An 18,542-nucleotide genomic window follows, 5' to 3' on the forward strand; every position below is an offset into this window, starting at 1 on the left:
TAGCCCCACGAAGTAGATGGCGTCCACACCACCCACCCCGCGTCGCGGGCTGCCGCGCATCCCCGGCGGGGAGCCCTGGCCGCCCGCGGCGTCCGGCGCGCCCGGGCAGGACTCCGCCGACGAGTCGGCGGCACCGCTCGGCACCGGATCGGCTGAGCCGGAGCAGGCCGCGTCGCACCAGCCGGAGTCACAGTCCGACGCCGCGCTCCCGACCGCGCCCCCCGCCACCGGCGGCTCCGTGTTTCCGGATGCCGCGCGTGCGAGCACGCCCGAGGTGCGGCGGGGTCTGCCGCGGGAGCCGGGCGGCGAGCCGTGGCCGGCCGCTCTCGCGCCGGCGCCGACCGACATCACGACCGAGACCGCGGCGGAGCCCACCGTCGCCGAAGCGCGTCCGCGCGTGGGCGCCGCGGCGGCCGAGACGGTCCCTCCGTCCGGGTCGACCGGTGCCGGCGACGACACCGTCGCGAAGGCGTCGGGTGAAGCAGCGTCGGGTGAAGCAGCGTCGGGTGAAGCCGCGTCGGACGTGCGCCGAGGCCTGCCGCGCGCGCCGGGCGGCGAGCCCTGGCCGCCGGCAACCGTGCGCCCGTCGTCCGCGCCATCGGAGCCGTCATCCGTCGCGGCGGTGCCCGCGGAGCACCCGCGCTCCGGCTCCGCCTCGACGCCGACCCCGCCCGCCGCGGCGGTGCCCGCCGAGCACCCGCGCTCCGATTCCCCCTCGACGCCGACCCCGTCCGCCGACCAGGCGCCCGCGTCCGCTCCCGGCGACGCGGCGATGCCGTCCCCGGATTCCACCACCCCCGCCGCGCCTCGACCGCCGCTGACCGTGCCCCGAACCGTCTGGCCGGGGGCCGCGGCATCCGCACACCGGTCGAAAGGCGCGGAGCCGAAGCGGCTCGGTCCGTACACGGCGGTGCAGTGGCTCGGATCGGCTGCCGTGCTGGGCGTGTTCGCGCTCGCGCTCGCGGCCATCGTGGTGCTGCTCGCCCGCTTCGTCCTGGCGCTCGAGCCGGGGCGGGAGTTCCTCGCGGCGTTCCCGGGCGAGTACCCGCTGCCCGAGGGGGCGCCCGTCGGTCTGCCGGTGTGGCTGAACTGGTCGCACTTCCTCAACAGCTTCTTCCTGCTGTTCATCATCCGCACCGGCTGGCAGGTGCGGCGCGAGAAGCGCCCCGCGGCGTTCTGGTCACCGCGCAAGAACAAGCGGCGCCGCATCAGCCTGGGCCTGTGGTTCCATCAGGCGATCGACATCCTGTGGATCGCCAACGGCGTGATCTTCGTGGTGCTGCTGTTCACCACGGGGCAGTGGATGCGCATCGTCCCCACCTCGTGGGAGGTCTTCCCCCACGCGCTGTCGGCGGCCCTGCAGTACGTGTCGCTCGACTGGCCGACCGAGAACGGCTGGGTCAACTACAACAGCCTGCAGCAGCTGTCGTACTTCGCGATCACGTTCGTCGCCGCGCCCCTGGCCATCATCAGCGGTGTGCGACTGTCGGGCGTATGGCCGAAGGACGCCGAGCGTCTCAACCGGCTGTACCCGGTGGAGTGGGCGCGCAAGATCCACTTCCCGGTGATGCTGTTCTTCGTGGCGTTCATCGTGGTGCACGTCGGCCTCGTGCTGGCCACCGGCGCCCTGCGCAACCTGAATCACATGTACGCCGCCCGCGGGTCCGTCGACCCGGGCGAGTACACCAGCGATCCGACCGGTCTGCTGATCTTCGCGGCATCCCTGCTGGTGATGGCCGCCGGATGGGTCGCCGCCCGTCCGCGCGTGCTCGTGCCGATCGCCCGCCTGTTCGGCGACGTCAAGCAGCGCTGATCCGGGGCGGGGTGCCGAGACCGCACTCGATCGCCCAGGACGTATGTGTTCGTCAACGAACGGGTGCGTCTTCGACGATCAACTGCGGTCTCGCGACGCCCGCCCCTCGCCCGTCCCCGCCGCCCGTGCCGGCGCCGCGCGGCGGCCGCGCGGGCGGGCGGTCAGACCGCCGTCGCTCGACCCGCGGCGAAGCCCTCGGCGTAGGCCTCGTCGGCGCCCTGGCGGAACATGTCACGCGCCGGGTCGCGCACGATCGAGCGGGCACCGGGCAGGTCGAGGTCGCCGACCAGGTCGGCGCGACCCCGCACGATGGCCACGGGGCGGCGGGCGGCCTTGCCCTTGACCAGGTCGGTGGCGGCCGCGAGCTCGTCGGCGACGCACGGCAGAGTCACCACGAGCGGGCGGCCCTCGGCATCGGTGGTTCCGCGGAGATCCTCGAAGACATGGATGCCACCCGCCCCGATCGCGTGGTCGGTCTGACCCTCGCGCCACGCGCGGCCGAGCGTGTCGGTGATGATCACACCGACGTGGGCACCGGTGGCGGTGCGCAGCCCGGTGGCCAGCGCCCGCGCCGAGGCGTCGGGGTCGACCGGCAGCAGCAGCACCGTGCCCTCGGGGGTGTTGCTCGCATCGACGCCGGCCGCGGCCGACACGATGCCCAGCGGGTTCTCGACGATGCGCGTCACGTGTCCCGCCGGCGAGGTGCGCGAGGCCACGAGACGCACGGTCTCGCGCGTGATCGCGTCTTCGCGATCCGACGCGTGGATGATGCGGCCCTCGGCCTTCGACACGATCTTGCTCGTGACCACGACGATGTCGCCGTCGCGCAGGGCCGTCTCGTCGCCGGGCGTGGAGGTCACGGCATCGAGGATCACCCCGACGAGGTCGTCGCCCGGGGTGATCTCACGGATGCCGTCTGGGGCCCAGATCTGCAACACGTCAGCGGACGAAGCGCACCTCGGTGAGCTCCTCACCGAGGAACGGCTGCACCTGCGAAGCGCCGTCGAGCGAGAACCCGTTGCGGGTGTAGAACCGGTGCGCGCGCGGGTTGTCGTCGGCGACCCACAGGTACACGCCTTCGCCGTCGTCGATGGCGGCGTCGAAGAGCTGCTGGCCGATCCCGGTGCCGTGGAAGGCGTCGAGCAGGTAGATGAAGTACAGCTCGCGCTCGCGCGGGGCGTCGTCGTCGCGGGCGGGACCCGAGCCGACGAAGCCGACGATCTCGCCGTCGACGAGGGCGGCGTGCATGCGGTAGTCGTCGCCCTGCGAAGCCCAGTGGGTCCAGAGCTCGGCCATGCGGCGGGGGGAGACCGCTTCGAGGGCGGCGGTGCTGATCAGGTGATCGTAGGTCTCGTGCCAGCAGGTGGCGTGCACGCGGCCCAGGGCCTCGGCATCCACGTCTCGCACCGGACGGACGACGATGTCGGTTCGGGATTCCGCAGTCATGGCGCGACTCTACGCGCGGGCTCGGCGCGCGGGAAATCGGGCGAGGACGCGCCGTGGATGCCGGAGGGGCACGCCGCGCGTGCTGTGGTGAATCGACAAAGCAATCGCCGGTTCGTCGTCGAATCGCTACGCTCGCCCCTCGTGAACGTCCTCTGGCGCACCCTTCTCGTGCTCGTCCGTGCCCGCCGTCGCCTGCGGCGTGAGGGACCCCTCGATCCGAACACGGTGACGCGGCTGCGCATCCGCGTGCTGCCCACCGACATCGACCTGCTGCGGCACCTGAACAACGGTCGGTACCTGTCGCTGTTCGACCTCGGACGGTGGGACCTGCTGACCCGCGCGGGCCTCGTCTCGGCGATGACCGCGCAGGGCTGGTACGCCGTGGTGGCGGCCGAGACGATCACGTTCCGCCGCTCGCTCGAGCTCTGGCAGCGCTTCGACCTCGAGACGCGTCTGATCGGCCACGACGACCGCGCGGTCTACCTCGAGCACCGCGCGCTCGTGAAGGGCGAGATCTACGCGCGCGCGATCATCCGCGCCCGCATCCTGCGACGCACCGGCGGAACGGTGCCGCACGACGAGCTCTTCGCCGCGGTCGGCCGGCCCGAGGGGCTGCCCGACATCGAGGAGTGGGTGCACGAGTGGGCCGACGGTTCATCGCTGCCGTCGACGAAGCGTCCGGCGCCCAGCGTCTGGGAGTGACGTCGGGGCTGGTTCCCCGCGCGACCGGCCCGGCTCAGCGCGCGAAGCGCCCGTCCAGCCAGGCGACCTGCCGCATCCAGTGCCGGTGTCCGCCGCCCTCGTGCCCGTTGTACGGGTACACCTCGATCGCCGCGTCCTCGGACGCGAGGGCGTGAAACGCCGCGAACACGCCCGAGGGCAGCACGACGTCGTCCATCAACGCGACCGAGAAGAACGCCGGCGCCGTGATGCGCCGGGCGAGGATGGCGCCATCGACGTACGACAGCGTCTCGAGCACGCGGGCGGCGTCGTCTCGGTGCACCGCGAGGAACCTCGTGATCTCGGTGAAGGGCGCCGACGGCGTGCGCACGATCGCGTTCGGGAAGTCGCACAGGAACGGCACGTCGGGAAGCACCGCGGCCACGGCGTCGCCGGCGAGGGCCGCGGCGGCGATCGAGAGTCCGCCGCCCTGGCTCGCTCCGGTCACCGCGATGCGTGAGGCGTCGACTCCCGGCATCCGCCCGACCTCGTCGACGAGACGCACGGCGTCGGTGCAGAGGCGGCGGTAGTAGTAGTCGCGGGGATCGCGGATGCCGCGGGTCATCACGCCCGGGAACGCGGCGGCCGAGCCGTGGGGATCGGGGGTCTCGCCCACGCTCCAGGCCGATCCCTGGCCGCGGGTGTCCATGATGACGTGGACGTACCCGGCGGCGGCCCAGTTCGTGCGCTCACCGGGGAGGCCGCGGCCTCCGCCGTAGCCGATGTACTCGATGACGGCGGGCAGCACCTCGTCGCCGTGTGGACGCACGACCCAGCCGCGGATCTCGTCGCCGCCGAAGCCGGTGAACGTCAGGTCGTGCACGCTCAGTGCGCGCACGGGGCCGTCGACCGGGGTCAGGACCGTGGGGCCGGCGGCCTCGCGGGCCGCGGCGAGCGTCTCGCCCCAGAACGCGTCGAGGTCGGCGGGTGCGGTGAGCGCCGGGCGGTACTCGCGCAGCAGCTCGAGCGGCAGGTCGGTGAAGGTCTGAGCCATGCGTGGTCTTTCGTCGGTGAAGGGGTGACCCGACAGTAGCGAACCGGCGGCGCCTCGACCCGAGTCGCGACCGGCCGCGTAACGAACCGTGCGCCGCGACCGTCGCGCCGCGACCCGCGCTCCGCGCCGATCCGCGGGTTGCGCGGCGGGCCGTCGGGATGCCACGCGCGCGATCCCTAGGCTGGCCGCATGAGCACGAAAGACCCGCGCGCCACCGGTTTTGCGCTCTCCTCCGACGTTCCCGCCCGGGCAGCCGCGCGCGCGGCGACCTTCGTGCCGCGCCACCCCGCCCCCGCCGCGCCGACCCGCCGTGGCGAGATGCCGCTCGACGCCGAGGCCGCGGAGTTCACCGCCGCGGTGGCCGACGGCGTGCTGCGCCCCGAGAGCACGACGGCCGCGGCCGCGGCGCTGCACCGCCTCGCCGAAGACGTGCCCGCGACCCTGCCCTGGTTCGTGCGGGGAGCGATCCAGCTGGGCGGGGCGGTGGCGCCCGTGCTGCCCACGCCCGCCGTTCCCCTCGCCCGCCGCGCGCTGCGCGATCTGCTCGCGGGCCTCGCGCTCGATGCCCGCCCCGAACGCCTCGGTGCCGGCATCGGCGCCCTCCGTACCCCCGACGCCGCGGTCGACGTGCGGCTCGTCGGCCCCGCCGTGCTCGGCGAGGCCTCGGCGCGGCGCCGACTCGACGGCATCCGTGCCCTGGCCGCCCGCGACGACGTAGACCGCCTCTCGCTCGCGGTGGCCGACGCGGTGGCGGGGCTCTCGCCCTGGGCGTTCGACGCCGACGTCGATCACGCCGCCGAGCGGCTTCTGCCGCTGTACCTGGATGCCGCGTCGACCGGCACCCACCTGACGCTCGTCGTCGACGGTCGAGACGATCTCGACCTCACCGTCGCCGTACTGACCCGCGTGCTCGAAGAGCCCCGCCTGCGGGATCTCACGGCGGGGATCGCGCTGCCGGTCGCCGTCGTCGAGAGCCTCGACGCGGTGCGCGAGCTGGCGGCGTGGGCGCGCGTGCGCGTCGCCGACGGCGGTGCCCGCCTCACGGTTCGGCTGAGCGATGCGCCCTCGCAGACCCCGGATGCCGTGACCGCGGCCCGACACGGGTGGAGCGCCCCGGCGGCGGCCGGACGCGACGACGTCGATGCCCTCGCCGTGCGGGCGCTCCGCGACGCGGTGAGTGCGCGCGGCCGCGAGGGTCTCACGGTCGAGTTCGCGACCGCGGATCCTGAACGCGCGGCGCTGGTGCTCGCCGTCGCAGCGAGCGCGGGGGCCGCGCCGACCCTGGTGCTGCCCGCCTCGACGTCGTGGTTCCCCGACGCCGCGCACATCGTCGCGGCCGCAGCCGTGCACCCCGATGACCTCGACGCGGTCGCTGCCCGCCTGGCGTCGGCGTACGCGCGTGTCGTGGCGAGCGCTCCCGCGCTGCCAGTGACGGCGCCCGCCGCCCCGCGCCCGGCCGCGGGAGCGGAGCGCGCCGAAGACCCCGACGACGCGGGCGATGCCGACGCGCCGGACGCGTCCGCCGAGCGGGACCCCGGGGACGGAGCCGACACCGCCCCCCTCGACGAGGTGTTGCGGCCCGACGCGGTCGCGCCCGAGACCGCGGCGGTGGCTGCCCGTGCGCGTCGCGCCCTCGCCGCCGCCGACGCTCCTGCGCCCGCCGGGCGCGCCCCGCACCGCGACCTCGCAGCCGACCCCGCGATCCTGCGCGAGCGGGCCGACGACGACGCCGCCGAGCCCGGACTCACCCAGGCGGTGCTCGGCATCGCGCGGGAGGCCGCGGCATCCGGTGACACCTCCGCCCTCGGCCCCGACGTGCAGCAGATGCTCTTCGGCGGGCAGGCGTTCGTCGACACCGCGGTCTTCTCGGCGCGCGAGAGCGCCGAGCTCGCGGGCGGAGCGCCCGGTTTCCGCAACGTCGCCGACACCGACCCCACCGTGCCCGACGACCGCGCCTGGGCGCTCGCCGCCCTCGGTCGCGCCGACGGGTCGACCGCCGGAGACGCCACCGCCGCGGCGGGACGCATCGACGACGAACCCGGCCTCGACGCCGTGATCGAGGGCGTGCGCACGGCCGCCGAGCCCTGGGGAGCGCTCGCGGCGGTCGATCGCTCCGCCGTGCTGCTGTCGGCGGCGCGCGCGCTCGAGGAACGCCGCGCCGAGCTCATCGAGGTGCTGGCGTCGGAGGGCGGGGCGCTCGTCGCCGAGGCCGATGTCGAGGTGAGCCAGGCGGTCGACGCGGCCGGGTACTACGCCTCGACGGTGAAGGAACTCGACCGGGTGCCGGGAGCGGTGTTCCTCCCCGATCGGGTCACCGTCGTCGCCCCGCGGTGGAACGCGCCGGTGGGGCTCTGCGCCGCCGAGACGCTCGCCGCGCTGGCCGCCGGTTCGGGGGTGCTGCTCACCCCGTCGCCGCGGGCGCGTCGCAGCGGCGCCGTCGTGGCCGAGGCCCTGTGGGCGGCCGGTGTTCCGCGCGACCTGCTGGCGTTCGTCGACCTCAACGAAGACGCCTCGGGGCGCGCGCTGATCGTGCATCCCGGTGTCGACCGCGTGCTGCTGGCCGGTGCCCGCTCGACCGCCGAGCGCTTCGCCGCGTGGCGTCCGGCCCTGCCGGTGCAGGCGTTCACCGCCGGACGCAATGCCGTGATCGTCGCGCCGTCGGCCGATCTCGACGAGGCCGTCGCCGACATCGTCGGCAGCGCCTTCGCGCGCGCGGGCCAAGCGGCCACCGCCGCCTCGCTGGTGATCCTCGTGGGCGCCGTGGCCCGTTCGTCGCGCTTCACCGACCAGCTGAAGGATGCCGTCTCGTCGCTGCGCGTCGGGCCGGCGGTCGATCCGTTGTCCGACGTCGGCCCACTCGTCGAAGAGCCCACGGGCGAGGTGCGCCGTGCGCTGACTGTGCTCGGCGACGGCGAACGGTGGCTGGTGCAGCCGCGCGAACTCGACCTCGGACCCGAGACGGCCGGACGCTTCTGGACGCCGGGCGTGCGCACCGGTGTCACCGCCGGGTCGCACCTCACCCGTGCCGCGATCGCGGCCCCGGTGCTCGGCATCCTGCACGCGCCGACCGTCACCCGCGCGATCGAGATGCAGAACGCGATCGGCTCGGGCTTCATCGCCGGGCTCCACACCCGCGACGCGGCCGACCTCGAACTCTGGCTCGATACGGCCGAGGCGGCCGTGCTGCGCGTGAACCGTCCGACCTCGGGCGCCGTCGTGCAGCGCGAGCCCCTCGGCGGCTGGGGTGACGCGGCGGTCGGCACCGGCGCGATGGCGGGCGGACCGCACCGCCTCGTGACGCTGGGGTCGTGGCGGCCGTCGTCGGGCGGGGCCGCATCGTCGACCCTGCACCTGCGCGGGCTGGACAGTCGCATCACCGGGCTCATCGAGGCGGCGCAACCCACGCTGTCGTACGAGGCCTTCGATTGGCTGCGGCGCGGCGCGCTGTCGGACGCCGTGGCGTGGGACCGCGAGTTCGGCCGCGTGAAGGACGTCTCGCGCCTCGGCGTGGAGCGCAACCTCTGGCGGTACCGCCCGGCCGACGTCGCCATCCGCGCCACCGCCGACGCCACGTGGCAGGCGGTGCTGCGCGTGCTCGTCGCGGCGGTGCGCTCGGGGTCGACGTTCACCCTCAGCTCGCCCGTCGGCCTTCCCGCGGCGGTGCGCCACCTGCTCAGCGAGAGCAACGTCGCCGTCTCGGTCGAGAGCGACGCGGAGTGGTTGCAGCGGTTGGCGGGGGGCACCCCGGAGGCCGCCGAGACCGAGGCCACCGACCTGATCGCCGCCCCGCGGCTCGCCCGTGTGCGACTCGTCGGCCCGGCGGCGACCGTGTCGACGCTGCGGGCGGCCGCCGCCGAGACGGTCGCGGGCGACGTGTCGCTGACGGTCTACGCCGACGAGGTGACCACGGCCGGGCGCCTGGAGCTGCTGCCGTTCCTGCGCGAGCAGTCGGTGTCGATCGGCGCGTTCCGCTTCGGTCGGCGCGACGCGTGGAGCGCCGAGGTCATCTGACGCCGACGGCGCAACCGAGCGCCGAGACTGCACTCGTTCGTAGAGGACGCAGCCGATCGGGGCCATGGCATGCGGCTTCGGCGATCCGGTGCGGCCTCGGCGGCGCGGGGAGCCCGCCCGGCGCGCGCCGTCGCACGCCGGGCGGGCTCGGGTCCTACTGGATGCCCTCGCGCACGAGCCGCCACTGCTGGCACGTGAGACCGTTGGCGGTCCACTGCTGCGCGGCGGCGCCATCGGCGGTCGAGCAGCCGTCGATCTCGAGCAGCTTGCCGCTGTTCGCGTTGGTGAAGGTCCACCAGCCGCCGCTCGTCGCGGCGTTCCAGTTCTGCGTCGTGTTGCCCGTGGGACCCCACTGCGCGGCGTCGACGCCGTCAGCGGTCGCGGCTCCCGGGATCTCGAGCAGCTTGCCGCTGTTGAGGTTCACCAGCTGCGTCATCGCTCCGGTGGGGCGAAGCGTCCACCTCTGTGTCGCGTTCTCCGTCGGGCCCCACTGCCCCACAGCAGCGCCGTCGGCGAGGGAGGCCGATCCGACCTCGAGGAGCTTCCCGCTGTTGCGGTTGACGACCTGGAATTGCGGGTCGAGTGTGCTCGAGCGCCACACGTGCAGCGTGTCGATCTCGGCGAAGCCCGTGCCCTTGGTGAACCGGATGGTGTTGACGCCCGAGGTCAGGGTGACCGTCTTCTGCGCCCAGGCGTAGCGGCCCCAGTCGACGGTCGCCGGGTAGGAGATCGCCGAACTGGTCCCGCCGTTGACGCTGACACCGTGGGTGGACGTGCTGCCGCTGCCGTTGTCGTACCGGATGTTCAGCGTGTACTGACCCGCGGCCGGGGCGCGGACGGTGAACTGCACCGAGCTCCCGGCGTTGTTGATGTTGCCAACCTTGAGACCGTTCGACGCCTGCACGTGCGCGACCACCGTGGCGTCCGTGATCGTCGCCTTCTCCGCCTCGTACTGCTGGGCATCCACCGGGATCGATCCGACGCGGATGTCGTTGAGTCCGGTGGCGGTGTTCTCGACGTTGGTCGCCTGGTAGAGCGTGCGCCCGTCGGTGCCGACGTCGAGACCCTGCGCGAAGCCGCTGAAGTTCCCGCCCTGCGTGTCGCTCGCGTCGTACGTCACGGGCATCGGGAGGCGCTCCCAGGCGCCGGCGCCCAGGTTGTAGTTGACGTAGAGGTTCTGGCCGCCGTCGATGGCCCCCGACGAGGTCAGCGACCACTTGGATGCCACGATGACCATGCCCTTCGGGCCCCCGCCCGGCACCCACTTCACGTACGGCGAGGAGCCGATCCCGCGCCCGTCGGCGAGACGGATGGGGGTGCCGATGCTGGTCGTGTCGCCCCAGTTCAGCCCGTCGGTGGACGTCTTGAAGTAGACCGGCGCGGTGTTCTGCGACTGGCTCGGGCGATTCACGACCTCGAAGGTGGCGATGTAGCGCCCGTCGGGGAGCTTGGCGACCGTGATCATTCCCGGGCGGTCGCTCTGGTTCGGCGGTGCCGAAACGTTCGACAGCGCGCCCCACGTCTGCCCGCCGTCGGTGGAGCGGCGGTACGACACGGCCTGGAGGACGCCGGATGCCTTCTGCCGCTCGTCGGAGTAGTACGCCACGAGACCGCCCCCGCCGTCGACCGCGAAGGAGGGCTCCCAGACGGTGGTCGTCGTGGAGGAGGGGCTGGGGTCGTACACCGCGGGGCCGCCGGAGTCGATGGTGCTGAGGAACGACCAGGTGGCGCCTCGATCCGCGCTCTTGTAGACGACGAGCCGGCTGCTCGAGCGGTCCTCGGGCATGATCATTCCGGTCAGCAGGAGCGTGCCCGCGGGGAGCGAGCCCGAAGCCTGCGGGAGCTCGTAGAGGAACGGCTGCGCTGTGCGCGTGTATCCGGGGAAGGTGCTGCTGGGGTCGACGTCGGCGATCTTCGTCCACGACGACCCGTCGTCAGCGCTGCGATAGATGGGATAGACCTGTCGCCCGTTCTGGAGGACGAGCTTGTCGAAGGTGACGAGCTGCGTGCCGTTGTTCGACCCGTTGTTCTTCAGGACGACGATCTTCGCGTACGTCGTGCCGGCGGGAGTGCCGCCCTCGGGGTTGAACGACGACCCCGCCGGGGGCGAATAGACCACCGAGCCGTTGCCGGTCGTCACCGCTGAGGCGGGGGCCGAGGCGGCGATCCCGCCGACGGCCAGGACCGCGGCGGTCAGTGCCGCGGCGAGAAGGCGCGATCGTCGTCGCGCGAGGGAAGAAGGGTGTGGCATGTTCTGTGCTCCTCTGGGTGGAGGCGGCTGCCGGTGCGCGCCCGCGTCGGCGCAGCGACCCGCTCGGTGCGAATGGAGTCTCGACCGCGCTACTACAACGTTGTAGAGACGGCACGACCGTAAACGGCCGCGAGCTTCGCCGTCAAGGCTTCCTGTGCAACGTTGTAGAGTCTCGACCAGAACGAGGGGGATGCCATGACGGCGACGCTGCACGACGTGGCCCGCGCGGCCGGGGTGTCGATCAAGACGGTCTCGAACGTGATCAACAACTATCCGCACGTGCGCGACGCGACTCGAGAGCGGGTCGAAGCGGCGATCGACGAGCTTCAGTATCGACCCAACCAGGCCGCCCGCACCCTGCGATCGGGGCGCACCGACATGATCGGCCTGATCGTGCCGGATCTGCGCAACCCGTACTTCGCCGAACTCGCTGACGATGTCATGCGCGCGGCGCGCGCGCACGGGTTCTCGGTGCTCATCGAGCAGTTCGACGCGGATCGCGACAGTGAGCTCGCGGCCCTGCGTGGGGCGCGTCGCCGGGGTCTCGACGGCGTGCTGTATTCGGTGCTCTCCCTCGGGGAGGACGACGCGCCCCTGCTCGACGAGGTCGGCATGCCCATGGTGCTGCTGGGGGAGCGGATCTTCCACTCCGCCCACGACCACGTGACGATGCGCAACACCGAGGCGGCTCGCGCGGCCACGGCGCACCTGCTTGCCGCGGGGCGTCGGCGCGTGCTGGCTCTCGGCTCGCACCCGGGAGAGATCGTCGGGTCCGCGGGGCTCCGCCTGCGCGGCTACGAGGCTGCTCTCGCCGACGCGGGACTCGAGGTCGATCCCGTCCTGGTGGTGCCCGTCGACCGTTGGCATCGCGTCGACGGTGCCGATGCGATGCGCGCGGTGCTCGATACGGGCCTCGATTTCGATGGCGTCGTCGCTTTCAACGACTCGATCGCGCTCGGGGCGATGCGCGTGATGCTCGAACGGGGTATCCGCATCCCCGAGGAGGTCGCCCTCGTCGGCTTCGACGACCTCGACGAGACCCGCTATTCACTGCCGGCGCTGACGACGATCGATCCTGGCCGCTCCGAGATCGCGCGCGTGGCGGTCGACCTGCTGGTCCAGCGCATCACGGGTGACGCGGTCGCCGAACCGCGCGAGGTGCTCGCGGACTTCCGCCTCGTCGAGCGCGAATCCACGGCGGGCTGAGATCCCGCCCTTGACATCCCACGACGGTGGGGTGATCATCCATTTACAACGTTTACCTCCATCGTTGTAAATTGCTTTGCACCAGACTCGGCGCCCGAGCCGAGAAGACGACGCAGTCACACGAAAGGCATCGAAGATGATGAAGCGCAGCTTGCCCGTCCTCGCGACGGTGGGGGCCGCGGCCCTGCTCCTCGCGGGTTGTTCCGGCTCGTCGAGCCCCGCGGCCGACGGCCCCGCAGAGATCACGTTCTGGCACGGCTACACCGAAGCCGACGGCAAGGTCCTCGACCAGATCGTCGCCGACTTCAACGCCTCGCAGCAGAAGTACAAGATCACCACCGAGACCAAGACCTGGGCGGTCATCGACGACACCCTGCTGCCCGCGCTCAGTTCCGAAGAGGGCCCCCAGATCGTCGCCATGCCGGCGGAGCGCATGCCCGTCTACGCCGATCGCGGCGCCTTCGCCGACCTGAGCGACTTCTACGCGTCGTCCGCCGGCATCACCGCCGACCTCGTTCCCCAGGCCGTCGACATGATCACGGTCGGCGGGACGCCCTACGGCGTCCCCACCGGGTTCGTGCCGCTGGCCATGTTCTACAACAAGACCCTGTTCGCCTCCGCCGGCATCACCGAGGCCCCCACGACGTGGGACGAATGGGTGGCGGATGCCAAGAAGCTCACCGTGGACGAGAACGCCGACGGCACGCCCGAGCAGTACGGCGTCGCGATCCCCGATCACGCCACGGTGGCCAACGGCCTGTGGCCGAGCCTGCTCCTCAGCGGCGGTGGTCAGATCGTCGACGGCGACAAGGCCGTCATCGACTCGCCCGAGAATGCGGAGACCATCCAGTTCTGGACCGACGCGATCACGAAGGACAAGATCTCGCCCACGGGTCTCGACGGCATCGCGGCCGACCAGCTGTTCAGCTCGGGCAAGGCCGCCATGCACGTCGGTGGACCGTGGATGGCATCCATCGCCAAGGACAACAACATCGACTACGGCATCGCCGCTCTCCCCGCCGGTCCCGCCGAGCAGGCGGCCTCGGCGATCGGTGTCGCGATGGGCGTCACCGAGTCGGCCGACGACGCGCAGCGTGCGGGTGCCGAAGCGTTCTTCACCTACTTCTTCCAGAAGGACGTGGCGACGCAGTGGTCGCTCGCCTCGGGCTGGCCTCCGCTGCGCACCGACATCCCGCTCAGCGACGTCGCGTCCAACCCGGTCGTCGCCGCCCTCAGCGAGATCGCCCCGACGGGTCGAGCGCTGCTGCCCGGCGTGGTCAACAGCACCGACGTCATCTCGGACGTCGACGAGCTCACCCAGAAGGCCATCGCGGGTGGCGACGTCACCGAGCTGCTCTCGACGGCCCAGACCAAGATCCAGCAGGCCATCGAGTGACCAACGCACGGGAGGGGCGCCCGCGTCGCCCCTCCCGTGTCCTCGCCCCCGCTTCTCGAACAGGACGACCATGACCACTCACGCCCCGAGCGCGCCGCCCCGTCGGCGCGGGGCCTACCGCCCACCGGCTCCGCTCGGCGGCCGCGGACCCCTCCGGCACAGCCCCCGCCACCGCCTCACGGTGGTCGCCTTCCTCGCCCCGGCCATCGTCATCCTGACGGTCTTCGTGGCCTGGCCGATGGTCTCGGCCCTGCGTCTGTCATTCACGGATGCCAGCGGCTTCGGCCGCGAGAAGTTCGTCGGCCTCGAGAACTACGCGCGGGTCTTCACCGACCCCGACATCGTGCGCGCGATGGGGAACACGGCTCTGTATGCCGTGCTGTTCACCCCGATCGCGATCGCGCTCGCCCTCGGCTTCGCGCTGCTGCTGAACAACCCGCTGCTGCCGCTGCGCGGCCTGTTCCGCACCGCCCTGTTCACGCCGTTCATCGTGTCTCTCGCGGTCGCCGCCTTCGCGTGGTCGTACCTGCTCGACCCGCAGGTCGGTCTGCTCAACTACTGGCTGCGGGGTCTCGGCATCCAGCTCGGAAACGTCCTGCAGGACCCCAACCTCGCCATGCCGGCCGTCGTGCTCGTCGCGGTGTGGAAGAGCTTCGGCTTCTACATGGTCATCTTCCTCGCCGGGCTCCAGGACATCCCGACGAGCCTGTACGAGGCGGCCCGCGTAGACGGCGCGAGCGCATGGCAGCGCTTCCGCAGCATCACGTTCCCGATGCTCGGCAACACCATGGGCTTCGTCGTGATCGTCGCGCTCATCGCGGCCCTGCAGGCATTCGACCAGATCTACGTCATGACCGGCGGTGGCCCCTACGGCACCACGCAGACGATCGTCATGGAGATCTACCAGTCCGGCTTCCGCAAGCTCGAGCTCGGCTTCGCGTCCGCCCTGTCGTACGTCCTGCTGCTCATCACCCTCGTGCTGAGCCTGACCCAGTTCCTCTTCTTCTCACGACGAGAGCAGGATGCCGCATGACCGCCCTCGCTCCCGCTCCCGCCGCCCCGGCATCCGCGGTCCCCGTCCGTCGGAACTCGCCGCAGGCCCGTCGCCGCCGCCTCGTGTCGGCGACCCTGCTCGTCGTGGTCGCCGCCTCGACCCTCGTTCTGATGCTGCCGATCCTCATCATCGTGTTCACGGCCTTCAAGCCCGTGGCCGAGGTCAATGCGTATCCGCCGACCCTGCTGCCGGGTCAGTGGACGCTCGACAACTTCGCGCGGATCTTCACCGAGCTGCCCTTCGCCCGCCTCATCGCCAACAGCTTCGTCTTCGCGGGCGGGGTCACCCTATTCGCGCTGGTGTTCGACTCCCTCGCCGCCTACGCGCTGGCCCGCCTGGACTTCCGGGGCAACAAGATCCTGCTGATCGCGATCATCGCGAGCCTCATGATCCCGTTCCAGGCGACCCTGGTCCCGATCTACCAACTCGTCTCTGACCTGGGATGGGTCAACTCCTACGCCGGGCTTATCGCCCCGCGCGCCGCGGACGCGTTCGGCATCTTCTTCCTGCGGCAGTTCTTCCTGTCGCTGCCCCGCGACCTCGACAACGCTGCGCGTATCGACGGGGCGAGCGAATTGCGCATCTTCCGCAGCATCGTTCTGCCCAACGCGGTGCCGGCGCTGCTGACGCTCGGCATCTTCACGTTCGTCAACAACTGGAACGACCTGCTCTGGCCGCTCGTCTTCACGACCGACTCCGAGATGGGCACGGTGACCTCCGGCTTGACGCTGCTGACCGGGCCGGGCGGGATCATCCCGCAGGGCGTGATGATGGCGGGCTCGCTGATCGCGGTGCTGCCGCTGGCCATCCTGTTCCTGCTGATCCAGCGGCGGTTCGTCGAGAGCGTCGGAACGTCGGGACTGAAATGAGAGAGACCCCCATGTCGACGACCCCCTGGTATCGCGACGGCCGGCTGCACTTCGGTGCCGGCATCGAGAACACCTTCGTGCCGCAAGAACGCCCGGGCGAGCGCGCGATCGACGAGTACGCCCTCACCGAGCATTACGAGCGCTGGAGTGACGACCTCGACCTGGCGGTGTCGGTGAATGCCGAGTTCTTGCGCTGGGGGATCCCGTGGCACGTCGTGTCGCCCGAGCGCGGGACGTGGGACTGGTCGTGGACCGACCGGGTGCTCGACGGCTTCGCCGCTCGCGGCATCCGGCCGATCGTCGATCTGCTGCACTACGGCACGCCGACGTGGATCGAGGGCGAGTTCGCCCACCCCGACTACGCCTCGTTCGTCGCCGAGTACGCCGCGCGCGCCGCGGAGCGTTATCGCGACCTCGCCACCGACTACACCCCCGTCAACGAGCCGATGCTGCACTCCCTGTTCAGCGGCGAGTACGCCTACTGGCCCCCGTACCGTCGGGGCCTCGCCGGACTCGTCGAGATCTCGACCGCGATCGCCCGCGGCTTCGTCGAGACCCAGCGGGCGGTGGCCGAGGTGCTCGGCGATCGCGCCACCTTCGTGCACGTCGACGCGTCGATGCGGTACGCCGGTGACATCGATGCTCCCGAACACCGCGAGACGGCCGAGCGATACCGCCACCAGGCTTTCCTCGTCGAGGATCTCGTGACCGGTGCGGTCGGGGCGGACCATCCGCTCCTCCCTCTGCTGCGCGCGCACGGCACCTCCGACGAGACGCTCGCGTGGTTCGCCGAGAACGCCGTGCAGCCCGATGTGATGGGCGTCAACTACTACCCCCGGCACTCGACGGAACTGTTCGAGAGCGGCATCCATCACTCCGGCGGCTTCGCCGACCCCCGTCCCACGCGCGACGACGGGGTCGAGGGGCTCACCGAGATGCTGCGCACCTACGCCGCCCGCTACGGCGCGCCGGTGATGCTCGCCGAGACGTGCGTGACCGACGACGTCGCCACCCGCCTGCGGTGGCTGGCCGATTCCGTCGCCACCGTCCAGGGGCTTCGCGCCGACGGGGTCGACGTCGTCGGCTACACGTGGTGGCCGCTGTTCGACATGTACGAGTGGACCTACCGGCACAGCGATGAGCCGCGGTCCGCCCATCTTCTGACCATGGGGCTCCACGACCTCGTGGAGACCGAGACCGGGCTCGCGCGCCGCCGCAACCCCGTCGCCGACCGATTCGCCGAGTACGCATCCCGAGGAGCACGATGACCACCGCCCGCCTGACTCTCGACCCCCGTTTCCCGATCGGGGCCGTCCGTCGCCGTCTGTTCGGCGGTTTCGTCGAGCACCTCGGCCGCCACGTCTACGACGGCATCTACGAACCCGGCCACCCCGAGGCCGACGAGCAGGGCTTCCGTCGCGATGTGCTGGAGCTCGTGCGCGAGCTCGGGGTCTCGACGATCCGTTACCCCGGCGGCAACTTCGTCTCGGGCTTCCGGTGGGAGGACAGCGTCGGACCGCGCGCACAGCGCCCGCGCCGCCTCGACCTCGCGTGGCACTCGACCGAGACGAACGAGATCGGCCTGCACGAGTTCGCGGACTGGCTCGACAAGGCCGGCAGCGACCTCATGCTGGCCGTCAACCTCGGCACCCGGGGCACGCTCGAGGCCCTCGACCTGCTCGAGTACAGCAACGTCCCCGGGGGCACGACCCTGTCTCAGCAGCGCATCGACAACGGTCGGGCTGAGCCGTTCGCCGTGCGCGTGTGGTGCCTCGGCAACGAGATGGACGGGCCCTGGCAGCTCGGCCACCGTTCGGCCGAGGACTACGGCAAGATCGCGTCTCAGACCGCGAAGGGCATGCGCCAGCTGGACCCCTCGATCGAACTCGTGGTGTGCGGATCGTCGGGAGCGTCGATGCCGACGTTCGGCGAGTGGGAGCGCGTCGTGCTGGAGCACACGTACGACGACGTCGACATGATCTCGTGCCACGCGTACTACCAGGAGCACGACGGCGACATCGACTCGTTCCTCGCCTCGTCCGTCGACACCGACCGCTTCATCGAGGCCGTCGTCGCGACCGCCGACCACGTCGGCGCCGTGCGCGGCAGCGCGAAGAGAATCGAGATCTCGTTCGACGAGTGGAACATCTGGTACCAGACCCGCTTCCACGACGTCGACCAGATCACCGGCGTCGACAACTGGCCGGTCGCCCCGCGCCTGCTCGAGGACGTGTACTCGGCTCTGGATGCCGTGGTCTTCGGCAGCCTCATGATCTCGCTGCTCAAGCACGCCGACCGCGTGGCATCGGCGTCTCTGGCCCAGCTCGTCAATGTGATCGCCCCGATCATGACCGAGCCCGGCGGACCGTCCTGGCGCCAGACGACGTTCTTCCCCTTCGCGATCACCTCGCGGCTCGCGCAGGGCGACGCGGTACGCCTGCAGGTCGAGGCACCGCTCATCCGGACCGAGAAGTTCGGCGCGGTCCCGGCGGTGGACGCGGTCGCCACCCACGACGCCGAGACCGGTGCCACCGCGATCTTCGTGGTGCACCGCGGTCGCGAAGAGGCCGTCGACCTCGCGATCGACGTCAGCGGGCTGGGCGACGTCGAGATCGTCGAGACACACCTGCTCCACGACGACGACCCGTACGCGCGCAACACGCTCGACGAGCCCGAGCGCGTGCAGCCGGGAACCGTCGCGGCTCGGCTGGACGGCGGCATCCTGCACGTGAGCCTGCCGCCCATCGCGTGGGCTGCGCTCTCGCTCGCGCGGGCATGATCG

13 protein-coding genes are annotated in these 18,542 nt (G+C 71.7%); 9 read left to right on the forward strand and 4 right to left on the reverse strand.

Annotated elements, in window-relative coordinates; genetic code table 11:
• Positions 1-16 precede the first annotated feature (16 nt).
• Positions 17-1,813: a cytochrome b/b6 domain-containing protein gene (locus IFR11_RS05180; RefSeq protein ID WP_191915448.1), complete on the forward strand. Its 1,797-nt coding sequence runs from the start codon at positions 17-19 to the stop codon at positions 1,811-1,813.
• Positions 1,814-1,974: 161 nt separating this feature from the next.
• Here the strand turns inward: IFR11_RS05180 and cofE are convergent, their stop codons facing one another.
• Both cofE and IFR11_RS05190 read right to left on the reverse strand, forming a co-directional pair.
• Positions 1,975-2,751 carry a coenzyme F420-0:L-glutamate ligase gene (cofE, locus tag IFR11_RS05185; protein ID WP_191915449.1) on the reverse strand — a complete coding sequence of 259 codons (777 nt, stop codon included), beginning with the start codon at positions 2,749-2,751 and terminating at the stop codon, positions 1,975-1,977.
• 1 nt (position 2,752) lies between these two features.
• Entirely contained in the window at positions 2,753-3,259 is a 507-nt protein-coding gene (locus IFR11_RS05190; RefSeq protein WP_191915450.1) for a GNAT family N-acetyltransferase, read from the reverse strand.
• 141 nt (positions 3,260-3,400) lie between these two features.
• On the opposite strand from IFR11_RS05190, the gene IFR11_RS05195 reads away from it, so the two are divergent.
• Positions 3,401-3,961 (forward strand): acyl-CoA thioesterase, encoded by a 561-nt coding sequence (locus tag IFR11_RS05195; RefSeq protein ID WP_055940718.1) that lies wholly within the window; start codon positions 3,401-3,403, stop codon positions 3,959-3,961.
• Between the two features lie 34 nt (positions 3,962-3,995).
• Here the strand turns inward: IFR11_RS05195 and IFR11_RS05200 are convergent, their stop codons facing one another.
• Entirely contained in the window at positions 3,996-4,973 is a 978-nt protein-coding gene (locus tag IFR11_RS05200) for an acetylxylan esterase (RefSeq protein ID WP_191915451.1), read from the reverse strand.
• Between the two features lie 189 nt (positions 4,974-5,162).
• Between IFR11_RS05200 and IFR11_RS05205 the strand changes: the two genes are divergently transcribed.
• A complete protein-coding gene (locus IFR11_RS05205; protein WP_191915452.1) occupies positions 5,163-8,984 on the forward strand; it encodes an aldehyde dehydrogenase family protein in 3,822 nt (1,273 codons plus the stop codon).
• A 154-nt stretch (positions 8,985-9,138) separates the two neighbouring features.
• On the opposite strand, the gene IFR11_RS05210 is transcribed toward IFR11_RS05205, so the two are convergent.
• Complete coding sequence (locus tag IFR11_RS05210) at positions 9,139-11,235, reverse strand: RICIN domain-containing protein (RefSeq protein ID WP_191915453.1); 2,097 nt, start codon at positions 11,233-11,235, stop codon at positions 9,139-9,141.
• 195 nt (positions 11,236-11,430) lie between these two features.
• Here IFR11_RS05210 and IFR11_RS05215 point away from each other — a divergent pair, with 195 nt between their 5' ends.
• The 6 genes from IFR11_RS05215 (at position 11,431) to arfA (ending at position 18,539) form a co-directional block, all read left to right on the forward strand.
• On the forward strand, positions 11,431-12,441 hold the full coding sequence (locus tag IFR11_RS05215; RefSeq protein ID WP_055832835.1) for a LacI family DNA-binding transcriptional regulator: 1,011 nt from the start codon (positions 11,431-11,433) through the stop codon (positions 12,439-12,441).
• A gap of 136 nt (positions 12,442-12,577) precedes the next feature.
• Complete coding sequence (locus IFR11_RS05220) at positions 12,578-13,837, forward strand: ABC transporter substrate-binding protein (RefSeq protein ID WP_244630592.1); 1,260 nt, start codon at positions 12,578-12,580, stop codon at positions 13,835-13,837.
• Between the two features lie 70 nt (positions 13,838-13,907).
• Positions 13,908-14,870 (forward strand): carbohydrate ABC transporter permease, encoded by a 963-nt coding sequence (locus IFR11_RS05225; protein WP_191915454.1) that lies wholly within the window; start codon positions 13,908-13,910, stop codon positions 14,868-14,870.
• A complete protein-coding gene (locus tag IFR11_RS05230) occupies positions 14,867-15,760 on the forward strand; it encodes a carbohydrate ABC transporter permease (RefSeq protein ID WP_191915455.1) in 894 nt (297 codons plus the stop codon). Before IFR11_RS05225 ends, IFR11_RS05230 begins: the two co-directional genes overlap by 4 nt.
• Positions 15,761-15,771: 11 nt before the next feature.
• A complete protein-coding gene (locus IFR11_RS05235) occupies positions 15,772-17,028 on the forward strand; it encodes a family 1 glycosylhydrolase (RefSeq protein ID WP_191915456.1) in 1,257 nt (418 codons plus the stop codon).
• A complete protein-coding gene (gene arfA, locus IFR11_RS05240; protein ID WP_055832839.1) occupies positions 17,025-18,539 on the forward strand; it encodes an arabinosylfuranosidase ArfA in 1,515 nt (504 codons plus the stop codon). The genes IFR11_RS05235 and arfA overlap by 4 nt, the downstream gene beginning before the upstream one ends.
• Positions 18,540-18,542: the final 3 nt, after the last annotated feature.

It is taken from the genome of Microbacterium sp. CFBP 8801 (assembly GCF_014839455.1).
Classification (GTDB): domain Bacteria; phylum Actinomycetota; class Actinomycetes; order Actinomycetales; family Microbacteriaceae; genus Microbacterium.